The organism is Nonomuraea lactucae (assembly GCF_003313395.1).
In the GTDB taxonomy this organism is placed as follows: Bacteria; Actinomycetota; Actinomycetes; order Streptosporangiales; family Streptosporangiaceae; genus Nonomuraea; species Nonomuraea lactucae.
Genome location: NZ_QNFZ01000148.1, coordinates 1 through 12,267, shown reverse-complemented (window position 1 = coordinate 12,267; position 12,267 = coordinate 1). Strand labels below are relative to the sequence as shown.

12 protein-coding genes and 1 pseudogene are annotated in these 12,267 nt (G+C 69.8%); 2 read left to right on the top strand and 11 right to left on the bottom strand.

Annotated elements, in window-relative coordinates:
* Positions 1 to 3 precede the first annotated feature (3 nt).
* From tgmB to DQW85_RS09955, 4 genes are all read right to left on the bottom strand, one after another.
* The gene (tgmB, locus tag DQW85_RS09970; RefSeq protein ID WP_240197066.1) at positions 4 to 951 is read right to left on the bottom strand and encodes an ATP-grasp ribosomal peptide maturase; all 948 of its coding nucleotides are present in this window, start codon (positions 949 to 951) and stop codon (positions 4 to 6) included.
* 31 nt (positions 952 to 982) lie between these two features.
* On the bottom strand, positions 983 to 1,231 hold the full coding sequence (tgmA, locus tag DQW85_RS09965) for a putative ATP-grasp-modified RiPP (protein ID WP_113700069.1): 249 nt from the start codon (positions 1,229 to 1,231) through the stop codon (positions 983 to 985).
* Between the two features lie 151 nt (positions 1,232 to 1,382).
* A complete protein-coding gene (locus DQW85_RS09960; RefSeq protein ID WP_113700068.1) occupies positions 1,383 to 1,601 on the bottom strand; it encodes a DUF397 domain-containing protein in 219 nt (72 codons plus the stop codon).
* Positions 1,598 to 2,422: a helix-turn-helix domain-containing protein gene (locus DQW85_RS09955; RefSeq protein ID WP_113700067.1), complete on the bottom strand. Its 825-nt coding sequence runs from the start codon at positions 2,420 to 2,422 to the stop codon at positions 1,598 to 1,600. The genes DQW85_RS09960 and DQW85_RS09955 overlap by 4 nt, the downstream gene beginning before the upstream one ends.
* A gap of 471 nt (positions 2,423 to 2,893) precedes the next feature.
* Between DQW85_RS09955 and DQW85_RS44365 the strand changes: the two genes are divergently transcribed.
* Positions 2,894 to 3,055 carry a hypothetical protein gene (locus DQW85_RS44365; RefSeq protein WP_162794871.1) on the top strand — a complete coding sequence of 54 codons (162 nt, stop codon included), beginning with the start codon at positions 2,894 to 2,896 and terminating at the stop codon, positions 3,053 to 3,055.
* A 1,128-nt stretch (positions 3,056 to 4,183) separates the two neighbouring features.
* On the opposite strand, the gene manB is transcribed toward DQW85_RS44365, so the two are convergent.
* The 4 genes from manB to DQW85_RS09935 form a co-directional block, all read right to left on the bottom strand.
* A complete protein-coding gene (manB, locus tag DQW85_RS09950; protein ID WP_240197065.1) occupies positions 4,184 to 5,263 on the bottom strand; it encodes a mannose-1-phosphate guanylyltransferase in 1,080 nt (359 codons plus the stop codon).
* 32 nt (positions 5,264 to 5,295) lie between these two features.
* Complete coding sequence (locus tag DQW85_RS09945; protein ID WP_113700065.1) at positions 5,296 to 6,414, bottom strand: glycosyltransferase family 4 protein; 1,119 nt, start codon at positions 6,412 to 6,414, stop codon at positions 5,296 to 5,298.
* 94 nt (positions 6,415 to 6,508) lie between these two features.
* Positions 6,509 to 7,417 (bottom strand): lysylphosphatidylglycerol synthase transmembrane domain-containing protein, encoded by a 909-nt coding sequence (locus tag DQW85_RS09940; RefSeq protein WP_113700064.1) that lies wholly within the window; start codon positions 7,415 to 7,417, stop codon positions 6,509 to 6,511.
* A 17-nt stretch (positions 7,418 to 7,434) separates the two neighbouring features.
* Positions 7,435 to 8,253 carry a class I SAM-dependent methyltransferase gene (locus tag DQW85_RS09935; RefSeq protein ID WP_113700063.1) on the bottom strand — a complete coding sequence of 273 codons (819 nt, stop codon included), beginning with the start codon at positions 8,251 to 8,253 and terminating at the stop codon, positions 7,435 to 7,437.
* A 97-nt stretch (positions 8,254 to 8,350) separates the two neighbouring features.
* Between DQW85_RS09935 and DQW85_RS09930 the strand changes: the two genes are divergently transcribed.
* Positions 8,351 to 9,313, top strand: a complete 963-nt coding sequence (locus DQW85_RS09930; RefSeq protein WP_113700062.1) for a lysylphosphatidylglycerol synthase transmembrane domain-containing protein — start codon at positions 8,351 to 8,353, stop codon at positions 9,311 to 9,313.
* On the opposite strand, the gene DQW85_RS09925 is transcribed toward DQW85_RS09930, so the two are convergent.
* From DQW85_RS09925 to DQW85_RS09915, 3 genes and pseudogenes are all read right to left on the bottom strand, one after another.
* A complete protein-coding gene (locus DQW85_RS09925) occupies positions 9,214 to 10,275 on the bottom strand; it encodes a glycosyltransferase family 4 protein (RefSeq protein ID WP_113700061.1) in 1,062 nt (353 codons plus the stop codon). The two genes, DQW85_RS09930 and DQW85_RS09925, sit on opposite strands and share 100 nt — an antisense overlap.
* 1 nt (position 10,276) lies before the next feature.
* Positions 10,277 to 11,170: a glycosyltransferase family 2 protein gene (locus DQW85_RS09920; protein WP_113700060.1), complete on the bottom strand. Its 894-nt coding sequence runs from the start codon at positions 11,168 to 11,170 to the stop codon at positions 10,277 to 10,279.
* Between the two features lie 116 nt (positions 11,171 to 11,286).
* Positions 11,287 to 12,267 (bottom strand): annotated as a pseudogene (locus DQW85_RS09915) (hypothetical protein); the annotation flags it as partial.

Here is a 12,267-nt window from a genome sequence, read left to right as displayed (position 1 = left end):
TGGTCACGGCCACCATCCTTCCAGGATCTCGTCAGCGAAGGCTTGAGCCATCTCACTGGCCCCAGGCAGCCAAGCCCACTGCCCGTTGGGGTTGCATTCGATGAAGACCCATCGTCCGGTCTCTGCCTCGATCGCGAAGTCGAAGCAGCCGAAGACCAAGCCGAAGCTGTCGAGGTAGGCGTGTAGAGCTCCCTCGATCAGCCGGGGTACGTCGATCGGCTCGTGAACCAGCGCATCCCAGTCGCCTTGGCGCCAGTCCAGCGCGCCATCGGGTGACGTGATCCGGTACGCGAACACCCGTCGACCGATCACGGTCACCCTGGCGTCCGCCTCCTTGCACACCTCCGTCTGGAACATGTGCGCGGTCACCGAGATCGAGTCATCAAGCTCGTGCTCGGCGACAGACTGCGTCCAAATCGCCGTGACCCGACCATCCGGAGCAGGTGGCACCCCTCTGAACGACTTGTAGATGATCGGGCCGTCAGCAGCGAACTCACGTGCCTGCGACACGTCGTTGGTGATCAGAGTCCGCGGGACGGTCATCCCGAGCTGGGCTGCCATCTGGAGCTGCGCAGGCTTGAAGTCGGCCCGGGTGATCGCGGCGGGATGATTGACGTACGCGGTGCCGTGCAGGTTGTAGAGGACACCGCCGAGTCCATGCCATGCCTCCGTGACAGCGAACTCACGTTCCCTCTCAGGCAGGTGAGCGAACCGGGTAGAGAATGGCGTGGGGCGGCGGTAGTACACCGCCCCGACCTGATCCAGTGCTACGTCACGGCTCGGCGTGCGGAGCCGACCTGACCACCGGCCGAGCCCCGCGCCCATGTGTGTGCCAAACACCAGCGCATCACCGATATCCGCAGGATCTATGCGCGCCACCTGCACGCCTCGATGCTCGTTAAGCGCCATGACCACCAGGTTGGCGGTTACGTCCTCCACCGAGGTGATCACTAGGACGGTGCTCCGCGGGGACTGCAATCTGCTACTTCTGGTCGGTGTTGGAGTCATCCGCCGACTGGGGTGCGTTCGCCGCACCGTCATGCGGCCTCGACAGGGTCACCGTCTGGAACGTGCTCATGTCCAGCACCCTCTGCTTGTCGTCGAAGAACTGCGTGACCTGGGTGGCGTCGTCGAGCAGGACAGTGGCGTATGGCTTGGGGGCCGGTGCGTGGAGCCTGGTGGCTCGTGTCAGGCCCCAAGGGCGGCGCGCAGTCGTCTGACCGTTCGGCATGGTGAGACCTCCAGATGAAGAGACAGATCCTCACCTGAAGCTAGATGCTGGGTCCTGAACAAGACCAGAAGTTGGGCTTGTTCTGACAACCACAAACAAGGACGCGCGAGACAAACACAAAGCCCCCAGCGAATCCTGGGGGCCTTTGTGGCTAGAAGTCGAATTCGCCCTTCTTGGCACCGTCGAGGAAAGCACCCCAAACGGCATCTCTGACGACAAACGGACCCTGATCGAGTGCCTCTGTGTCTCGGATGGCGACACGCCCGCCAGAGAGGGGCGCAACTTCCAGGCAGTTGCCGTTGTTTGCGCCCGAGGCCTTGGCCTTGCGCCACTCGGCGTGAGCCAGCTCCTCGGACAGATCATCACTCATTGCTCATACCTCTCCATCGCCTCGCTGATCAGGCCCTTGGTGACATACAGGGGGTGTGCCCATGCACGGATCGTGTCGTATCTCAGGCTAATGTCCTGAACCTCGTCAACGCGATCGGTTACTTGGCCATCGCTGGCGGACTCCAGGTAGGCCCAGTCCTTGGCTTCGGAAAGCTGCGCGATGGCGAAGCCTCCGAGGAGACCAGTGGTCACGCCGGCCTCAAGCGGGACGACTTGTATGGTGATCCTTGGATTGTCCATGAGCAGCAACAACCGTTGTAGCTGTTGTCGCATGACCTGCTTGCCGCCGATGGGGCGGTATAGGACTCCTTCATCCAGCACGGCCGCGATGATGGGGGGCGACGCCCGATTGAAGATCGTTTGCCGCTGCAGTCGGGCTGCAAGTGCCTCTTCGACTTCCTCTTCTGTCGCACCGGGGACGCCGCGTAGGACTGCCCGAGCGTAGTCCGCCGACTGCAGCAAGCCCGGAACGAGGAGAGGCTCCCAGCTCCGTATCAGGCGGGCGGCCGACTCGATCTTCGGCCACTGCCTGAACCAGGGCGGAGCCGCCCTTGGGTCGATCCGTTCCCAGAGCTTCACCAGCTCCCCGCTGAGCCCTAGAACCTCCTCTGCTCGCGTGACGAACGCTTCCGGTGTCGGCCGTTGTGCTCGTTCGATGAAGCCGATCATGGTCCCCGAGTAGCCGACTCTCTTCCCGAAGGCGTCTTGCGACCATCCTTGAAGATTGCGAAGTTTCCGCAGTTCGGCACCAAAGGCGACATCTGGGGCCGTAGGTGGAACTAGCTCGGGTTCGGCTGGCATCTTGCTCCGTTCAGCTGCGAACAACAGCAGTAGCGGTCCGCGACAACAGCCGCCACAACAGGATTGTGTGACGCTGTTGCGTGACTCACGCCCCAAAATTAGCTGCTCAGGGCCACTCTTGGAATAACTGTCGGGGAACAAGTTAATGCACTCACCACGACAGAACAGCACCACGAGTTCGATTGATGACAATGCCACCGTGAGCCAAACATGAACGGCTGGTGATAGAACATGGCGGGGCAAACAGGCCAGACCAGGGCATCAAATGCGAGGAGTTGCGGCATCTGCTCACCGTCGTGCAGAGACTCCTACAAACGGCATTTCGCTGCGTTGAACAAGGTTATCCCTCTACTGCGAACCATCGGCGTCAATGCGCAACTGATCTCACACGTCCCGGGCGAGACGGCCTGCCACATCCCCGACGATGCGGACACTCCGCGTCTGATCGTCTACGTGGACGGTGGGTGGCGGGTGGCCACAGTCAGTGTCGCGCCCAGGTCCGGCGTCTATCGGGTCGAGTTGCCCCGTACAGACCAGGACAACCAGGAACTACCCGACCGCGTCGAGATGGTCCCCGAGAACCGACCCGCGCGGGTCGCAGTGCTGATCTCCGCGCACCAGGGCCTCGCATGATCAGCGCTCTCGGCGAGGAGTCATAGCGATGGCCGAATCCCGGGAGCCCCGCAGATGCGCCCACTGGTGTGGCCATCCAGCCTGCCTCGCATCGTGCGACCTCGATTGCGACAGGTGCCACCCACCGCAGCACCTCTGGGGTGAGGTGGTACTGCTGGCGCAAAGTTCGTGCTACGTCGGCGGTCGCCAACTCGGCCCGTCAGGATCGCCGAGCCAGACCCGCTGACCTTCTGCCGTCACGCTAAGGCCGAAACCGGACTGGTGGGGCTTGCCTGCCCCCATCCAAGTAAAGATGACCTCCTCCCGCCGAGTCCATGCCATGCCTCTGTGACACGGTCACGTCGGCGGTGGTGCTGGAGGCCGGTCGGCCGGTCGGCGCCGTACAGGGGGCGATAACGATTGGACAGTCGCTGGGGGTGTCAGGTGGACAGTGCGGCGCCGCAGGATGGCGACGATCGCGACACACGGCATGCTGGGATACCACCGGCGGAGGCGCCCCGGGCAGACCTCGGCCGGACCGGGCGCGGCGGGCGTCGCGGACATCCGATGAGGAACCGAGTAGGAGACATCGAATGTGAAGCTGGAAGCGGAGCACCGCGCGCGTCGCCTTGGTCGTCGGTATGGCGACCGCCGGTGCCGCCACCGTGCCGGGCACAGCCCACGCCGCCGCCAAGTGGGAGAGGAGACCGGACGCTGCCTCATGGACGTGGGCGGCATCCGAACTGAGCCTTGCCTGAAAAAGGACGGGCCGGGGTCGAACCACCCATACCTCCGCCAGCAGTGGGTCCACGTGAAACACCCGGGGGGCACATTGATCAAGAACGGCTTCACCGGTAAGTGCCTCGCGTCGGGCGACGCCAAGGACGGAGCGGGTGCCCGGACAACCTGGCCGCTACCGTGCGATCCACGTGACAGGAAGCAGCTCTGGACGGTCCGCGCCATCTGAATCGACACCGTCGGCCGTCACTGCCTGGGATGGCCAGCGCATCTCACCGGCGCGTCGGCCGTCCCGCACTGACTGGCGGGAGCAGCGGAGCACCGCGGCGACGAAGGTCTGACAGAGGTCTGATAGCTCGAACCATGTCGAGCGCGGGTCAATGAGTGAAGGGACCGGCGCGCCGGTGCGCGTCAGAGGTCGCTCGAGTAGCGGACGGCGCGTTCGGGGAGCTCGACGCCCGGCCACACCCGTACGCCCGCCTGCAGCTCGTTGCCCGGCCCCACCACCGCCCCGTCGCCGATCACCGCGTCGCGCACCACCGTGCCCGAGCAGACCCGGGCGCCGCGCCCGATCACCGAGTCGACCACCGTCGCCTCCGAGCAGACCACGCACCCGTCGCTCAGCACGCTGCCTGAGACGACCGCGCCCGCCTCGACGACCGCGCCGGCGCCCACCGCGGAACCGCCGTTGACCTTGGCCTCGGGCGAGACGTCGGAGCCGTCGAGCGCGAGGTATTCGCCCGCCGGGCCGGGCAGCGCCGGGGAGGCCAGGCGGCCGAGGACCAGGTCGCGCGAACCCCGGACGAACGCCGAAGGGGTGCCGACGTCGAGCCAGTAGGTGCGGTCGGCGTACCCGAGGACCAGCTCGCCCGACTCGATGAGCCCCGGGAAGGTCTCCCGCTCCACCGAGACGACCTCGCCGCGCGGGATCCGGTCGATGACCGACCGGGTGAAGACGTAGCAACCGGCGTTGATCCGGTTGGTCACCGGGTTGGGGGTCTTCTCCAGGAAGGCGGTGACGCGCCCGTCGCCGTCGGTCGGGACGCAGCCGAAGCGGGTCGGGTCGTCGACCTCCGTCAGATGGAGCGTTACAGCGGCGCCCCTGGCGATGTGGGTGCGCACCTGGTCGCCGATGTCGTGGCCGGAGAGGATGTCGCCGTTGAGGACGAGCACCGGGTCGGAGGGAGCTGCGGTGAGGGCCTCGGCGGCGTTGCGGATGGCCCCGCCGGTGCCGAGCGGCGTCTCCTCCGTCATGTACTCCAGCGAGAGGCCGAACGCCGACCCGTCACCGAAGGCGGGCTCGAACATCGCCGCCTTGTACGACGTGGCGAAGACGATCCTGCGCACTCCGAACGAGTGGGCACGGGCCAGCTGGTGGGCCAGGAACGGCACGCCGGCGGTCGGCAGCAGCGGCTTGGGCGTGCCGAGCGTCAGCGGGCGCAGGCGGGTGCCCTGCCCGCCGACCAGAAGGATCGCCTCGAGACCTGGCAAAGAGCTCTCCATCACTCAGCGAGGTTATCCAACTATTCCGCGGCACGTTGATAAGAGCTGAGATGTGCCTCGGCCGACGCCTTCCAGGTGAACTCGCGCGCCCTGGCCAACCCGGCCTCCCGGAGCCGGCGCCGCCTCTCGGGGGAGGCGAGGAGCTGGCCGAGCGCCTGCGCGATGCTGTCGGCGTCGGGCTCGGTGTAGGCGACGGCGTCGCCTCCCACCTCGGGCAGCGACGTGCGGTGCGTGGTCAGCACCGGCGCGCCGCAGGCCATGGACTCCAGCACCGGCAGCCCGAATCCCTCACCGAGCGACGGGAAGGCCACCACGAGCGCCCCGCCGAGGAAGCCGGGCAGGCCGGGCACGCCCAGGAAGCCGGGGCGCACCACCTTGACCGTGGCCTCCACCTCGCGGCAGGCGGCGTCGACGTCGTCCTCGTGCACGCCGCCGCCGATGACCAGCGCGGGCGGGTCGTCGAGGTTCTTGACCGCCGCGGCGAAGCCGCGGATCAGGTTGGGCACGTTCTTGCGGGGCTCCAGGGCGCCCAGGAAGGCCACGTACGGCTGGCCGTGCAGGCCGCACCTCTCGGCCGCCCGCCGCCGCTCCTCCTCGCTGGGTGGGTGGAACAGCTCCTGGTCGACGCCGTGGTAGGCGACGTCGATGCGGGTCGGGTCGGCGGCGAGCACGCGCACCAGCTCGTCGCGGGTCGCCTTGGAGGGCACGATGACCCGGGCGGCGTGGCGCACGGCGGTGCGGGTGGCCGAGCGGAAGAACGAGGCCCTGGCCGCGCTGTGCTGCTCCGGCTCGGTGAACCAGGTGACGTCGTGGACCGTCACGACCACCGGCATCCCGGCGCGGAGCGGGATCGAGTAGTAGGGGGCATGGATCACCTGCGCGCCGGCCTGGCGGGCGAGCAGGGGCAGGCCGGTCTGTTCCCAGGCGAGCCTGGCGGCCCGGTGGGTGAGCGAGACCGGGCCCGGGATGACATCGGCCGAAGGGGCCAGCCGCCGGTATCTGCCCGCGTCGGCCCGCTGGCAGACCACTATCAGGTCAGCCCCCGACCCGTCGAGCCCGGCTACCAGCCCGTCCACGTACCTGATCAAGGCGCCACGGTCCGCGGGGACCGCCGCCGCGTCGACGAGCACTCGAGGCATTACGAAGATCTTCTCCCCTCAAGATCATCGCGGGATCCTGACGTCCCCCTCCGTGTTCAGCTTATGACCAGCCTCCCCCAAATCGTGGCTCAAGTCACACACCACTGCGCCGAGCCGCGATTCCCGCCAAACCAGCGCAGATGAGGTCGCCCAGGATGATGACGAAGCGGGAGCAGAGAGCCACCGCGATGGCCGCCCCGCTGTCGAGCACCGGCGCCAGCACGGCCACCATGGCGGCCTCGCGCACGCCCGCTCCGGCGGGGACGACGAAGGTCAGGATGCCCAGGCACCACGACAGCGCGAACGCCCCGAGGGCGAAGAGCATGCCGGCCTGGGGGATGAAGAAGTACAGGTGAAGGCCGTAGCAGGTCCAGCCCGCCAGCGCCCAGCCGAGCGCGGTCAGCATGCCGCGCCGGGTGAGGGGGCGCTCCAGCGGCTCCCGCCCGAGCCTGCGCAGGCCGAAGCCGATCAGGCCGTTGATCACCTTGGGCTCCAGGAGCACCAGGAGCGGCGGGACGAGCAGCAGCAGCCCGCCGTACCGGTCCCAGCCGAGCGTGACCAGGGTGACGAGCAGGCCGGTGGCGAGCTGGATGGGCATCATCAGGAAGAACGCGGCGGCGCTGCGCGACCTCGGCACGCCCAGGTCGCGGCCCATCTCCATCTGGGCGATCACCGGCCACACGGCGCCGGGGATGTACTTGCCGAGCTGGCCTACGAAGAACACCCTGGTGGCGGGGCGGAACGGCAGCGGCGAGCCGAGGTCGGCCAGCAGCGTGCGCCAGGTGAGCATGGCGCCGAGCAGGGCGGCGACCACGGCCACCAGCGACCCGGCGAGCATCCGAGGGCTCAGCCGGGCGAACCCGGCCACCACGTCGTTCCACTGCCGGGCCACGGCCCACGTCCCGAACCCCAGCGCGACCAGCAGGAACCCGAGCCGCAGCAGCCGGCGCGCGCCCCAGCCCCGGCGCGTGGGGGAGGCGTCACCCGCGACTTCCCCGGCCATCCGCGATCCGCTCGCCGTCACAGCGGCTGGGGAGGTCGCGGGAGCGCGGCGCCGGCCGGGCGCCGCGGGGTCTTGGTCGCCACCCAGATATAGGTGGGCACGAGCGGCAGCAGCAGCCGCAGCGCGGCGAGGGGCGTGCGGGCCAGCGCGGCTCGCAGCAGCCGCCCGAGCGCGCCGGGGAAGAGCTCCGAGCCGGCGAAGCGCTCGGGCGTGGCGAGCACCGGGATCGTGTAGTCCCACACGTGGAAGGCGCGCAGCATCCGGCGCAGCCCCCGCCGGGTGCGGAAGCGCTCGTAGTAGTGGTCGGCCCGGCCGAAGGCGCGCACGTAGCGGTCGGCCGGCGCGGGCGGCAGGTAGGACAGGAACGGCAGCTTGTAGTGGGGCTCAATGACGCCCAGCCGGTTGCCCAGCCCGAGATAGAGCACGCCGCCGTCGGACAGCACCCGGCGCATCTCGGCCACCACGGCGTCGGGATCGACGACGTGCTCGTAGATGTGGTTGAACACCAGCACGTCCACCGACCCGTCGGGGAACGGCAGCGCGGTGCCGTCGCCGCAGACGAACGCCACCCGCCCGCCGAACCGGTCGGCCGCCCTGCGCAGCCCGGGCACGTCGATGTCGACGCCCAGCGTGTGCGCGGCCCCGGCCCCGGCCAGCTCGTCGGCGATGAACCCGGCCGAGCAGCCCACGTCGCCGACGGTCAGCCCCTGGAGCGGCCCCTGGAAGTGCTCCAGCACCGCGATGATCTTGGCGGCCTTGCGCCTGCGTTTGGCCTCGTCGAGCATGGCCGACTGGAACTCGGAGTATTCGAGCTGCGCGACCCGTTCCGTACCCACGCCGCCCTACAGTACCCGCGCTCGCGCCGCGACTTCTCCGGAACCGCGTTCGGCGATGCCCCTACCAGCCGGTTACGATCACGCGTAGCCTTGGCGAATGCTCCGCCGCCTGCTGCGCGTCCTGCTCGCGCTGGTCGCGCTCGGATTCCTGGGGTACGGCCTCGCCTCCAACTGGCACGAGACCACGGCCGCCGTCGCCGGCCTGTCGCCGTGGGCGGTGCCGGGCGCGTTCGCCGTGGTGCTGCTGGGCCAGTTCTGCATGCTGGTGGCGTGGCGGCACGTGCTCGCCGGGCTCGGCTCGCCGCTGCCGATGCGGGTGGCCGGGCGCATCATGTTCGTGGGGCAGCTCGGCAAGTACATCCCGGGCTCGGTCTGGGCGTACGCGGCGATGATGGAGCTCGGGCGCGACCACGGGAGCCCGCCGCGGCGCACGTTCGCGTGCATCTCGCTGTCCCTGGTGATCAACCTGGGGGTGGCGCTGGCCATCGCCGCCGCGACGCTGGCCACCCAGCAGGCGGTCCGCCAGGCCTGGTACCTGCTGCTGCTCGTCCCGGTGATCGTCGTGTGCCTGCATCCCCGGGTGCTCACCTGGGGGCTCAACCTGGCGCTGCGCCTGGCGCGCAAGGAGCCGCTGGAGAGCGTGCTGCCCGGCCGCACGGTGCTGGTCGCCACCGCGTGGACGGCGCTCGGCTGGTTCGTGTACGGCGTGCACACCTGGCTGCTCTCGGGCCGGTGGGACCTCTACGTGGTGGCGACCGGCGCGTACGCCTTCGCCTGGGCGACCGGGCTGCTCACCTTCGTCGTCCCGGCCGGCGTGGGCGTCCGGGAGGGGGCGATGGTGCTGGTGCTCGCGCCGCTCCTCGGCGGCACCGGAGCGGCGCTCGCCGTGGCGGTGGTCTCGCGGCTGGTGTTCACGCTGGCCGACCTGGGCGCGGCGGGCGTCGCGTTCCTGCTGGGCCGTCAGAGGGCCAGCAGCGTGCCCGTGTACGCCGACCAGAAGGGGTCCGGGTCGACCGCCTTGACGCCCGACCGCAACCTCTCGGGCTCCCCCGAGGCGTAGAAACGCGTGATCGCCTGGTTGAGCGCCTCGACGTCGCCGGGCTCGACCAGCAGCCCGTCCACCCCGTCGGTGACGTGCTCGGCGAGCGCGCCCACACGGGTGGCGATGACCGGCACACCGTGCTCGTGACCGAGCCAGACGTTCTGGCTGGCGGTGGCGTCGCGGTAGGGCAGCACGAGCGCGTCGGCCCGGGCGAACAGCCCGGCCACCTCCTCGGCGGGTACGTAGCCGGGCCGCAGCTCGACCCGGTCGGCGATGCCCAGCTCGTCCACCAGCGCCCTCGTGCCGTCGAGCCCGCCCCAGAACTCGCCCGCCACGGTGAGCGACACCCCTTCGGGCAGCGCGCGCAGCAGCACGTCGAGCCCCTTGTAGGGGCGGACGATGCCGAAGAAGAGCAGCCTGCGGTGCACGGTGGCGGACCGCTCGGCGCGCGTGGAGGGCAGGTGCGGCGGCAGCCCCGCCACGGCCACCGGCCCGCCGGTCAGCGACCGGGCCAGCCCCGCCTGCTGCTCGGAGTGGGCCAGCACGCCGTCGACCCGCCCGAGCAGGGCCTTCATCAGCGGCTCGTCGTACGGCTTGCGCTCGTGGGGCAGCACGTTGTGGCACAGGGCGACCGCCCTGGCCCGGCGGCGCAGGCCGTACAGGATGCCCAGGTAGGCGGGCACCTGCACCGGGCTCAGCACGGCCAGGACCACCAGGTCGGCGGTCCGGAGCCGCCGGCCCGCGGCGAGCCAGCCGTCGGGGCGGCGCCAGTCGAGCCTGCGCTCGGTCCGCGGGTAGGGCGTGCCCTCGGGTTCGGAGATCGTCTGCTGCCCCGGGTAGAGGAACGAGGGATATTGCGCCCGCCACGACTCGATCACCACGTCGTGGCCGAGCGCGGCCAGCCGGTGCGCGAGCTCGGTGGTGTGCTGCGCCCCGCCCCCCTTGTACGGATGGGCCGGGCCGATGACGGCGACGCGCACGCTAGTCCCCCCGCGACCGCACGATCAGGTCGGCCAGCAGCGCCACCGAGCCGATCAGCAACCCCGACAGGAAGATCATGACGGTGTTGGCCGGGAAGTAGAACGGGTGCTGGAACATGTCCCAGACGCCCTTGACGACGCCGATCGCCACCAGCCAGAGCGCGGGCGGCATGAGCACCTTGAGCGGATTGAAGTACATGATCATCCGCAGCACCTGCAGGATGTAGCGGTAGGCGTCGGAGACGAAGCTGAACTTCGACTTGCCGGCCCGCTTGGCGTACTCGATCGGCAGGTAGTAGACGTCGTGCTGGTTGGACAGGAACGACAGGGTGATCGTCGTCACGCACGAGAACCCGGGCGGCAGCAGCCGCAGGTAGGGCCTGGCCACCGACCTGCGGAACGCCCTCAGCCCGGAGTTGAGGTCGGGGATCTTCTGCCCGGCCAGCTTCTCGGCCACCTTGCGGATCACCCACTTGGCCGGGACGCGCAGCAGCTTGTGCGAGCCCTCCTCGCTGGTGCGCGCGCCGACCACCTGGTCGACGGTCGGATCCTTCTCCAGGATCTGGACCAGCTCGGGGATGCGCTCGTTGGGGTAGGTCATGTCGGCGTCGGTCCAGACGACGATCTCGCCCTTGGCCTCCTGGGTGCCGATCCGGCGCACGGTGCCGGACCCGCCGTTGCGGTGGAAGGCGCGGATGCGCAGGTGCGGGAACTTGGGCGCGGCCTCCTGCAGCCTCATCAGCGTCTCGTCGGTCGAGCAGTCGTCGACGGCGACCAGCTCGTAGGTGTAGCCGCTCGAGTCCATCGCCGCGGTGATGCGCTCGACCTCGTCGATGACGTGGTCCTGCTCGTTGTAGCAGGGCAGGACGATCGTGACGTATGGCGCTTGTTCCACGGCGGTTCCACTCTCGGGGATCTCAGGCGTGCTCACGTGCGTCGAGGGTACTCTGCCCCGCAGCAGGCCGGATCCACATCGGGCACGCACAGCGCGCGATCGAGCGCGGTGCGAGGTCAGGCGACGGCCATCCAGACGTTGATCCGCAGCGACCACGTGCCGTCGGGCGGCCCGGTCAGCGAGCGCTCGTCCTGCCTCGTGACCAGCGCCATCACCTGGACCGGCGGGCCGTAGGGAGCCACCTGGGCGGGCTCTGCGGCCAGCACGACCGGCACCCGGCCGGCTGCCCTGATCCGCCCGACGAGCCGGCGCACTTCTTTCTCCGGTGGCATCGTGTCGCTCCCGCCTCCCCCACGGCGCGCCTGGGCCGCCGGGACGCCGCACACACCGCGTACGAGCTGCGTGAACCGCTCGCCGGTGACCCGCTCGACGAGGAGCACCGAGGCGCCGGCCGGTATCCGCGCGCACATGGCCGCCACGGCCGCCCGCTCGCCGCGCCCGACAGGGGTGAACCCCGTGCCGATCGAGGTCACGACCGGTGGCACGAGCACGAGCGCCGCCCCCACCACGGCCGCCCGGCGCAGGGCGCGCGGCCCGTAACCTCGCCCGCGCAGCCTGCCGAGCAGCCAATCCAGCCCCCACACCGCGAGCAGGATCATCCCGGGGATCACGACGGGCACCAGGCGGCGGGCCGCCCACGGGTGGTCGGGCGTGATCTCCGGCCGCAGCAGCGTGGTCACCGTGGTCCAGCCGATCACGGCCAGCGGGGCAAGCCACTCGGACGACCGGCCCTCCAGCAGCCTGCGCGCCAGCACGGCCGCGGCGAGCGTGGCCAGCACGAGCACCGGCACGCCGACGTACCAGGCGACCCAGTGCAGCGACTGCTCGAAGTAGAGCCGGCTCCCGTCGACGGGCAGGCCGTTGGCCCGCTGGGTGTCCTCGATGAACCTCGCGGTCAGCCGGTCGGCGGGCGTCGTCGCCGTACGGCGCACCGTCTGGAGCCACGGCCGTACGGCCAGCCCGGCCATGACGAGGAGCACCAGCGCGGCCCCGGCGCCCGGCAGCCACCGCGGCCTGGGCAGGCGCGCCAGCCACGG

Coding starts and splice junctions, on each gene's coding strand:
- tgmA (WP_113700069.1), bottom strand. CDS start 1,231: ATGCCGAACGGTCAGACGACTGCGCGCCGCCCTTGGGGCCTGACACGA.
- DQW85_RS09930 (WP_113700062.1), top strand. CDS start 8,351: ATGCTCCGCCGCCTGCTGCGCGTCCTGCTCGCGCTGGTCGCGCTCGGA.
- DQW85_RS09955 (WP_113700067.1), bottom strand. CDS start 2,422: ATGCCAGCCGAACCCGAGCTAGTTCCACCTACGGCCCCAGATGTCGCC.
- DQW85_RS09960 (WP_113700068.1), bottom strand. CDS start 1,601: ATGAGTGATGATCTGTCCGAGGAGCTGGCTCACGCCGAGTGGCGCAAG.
- DQW85_RS09945 (WP_113700065.1), bottom strand. CDS start 6,414: ATGCCTCGAGTGCTCGTCGACGCGGCGGCGGTCCCCGCGGACCGTGGC.
- DQW85_RS09940 (WP_113700064.1), bottom strand. CDS start 7,417: ATGGCCGGGGAAGTCGCGGGTGACGCCTCCCCCACGCGCCGGGGCTGG.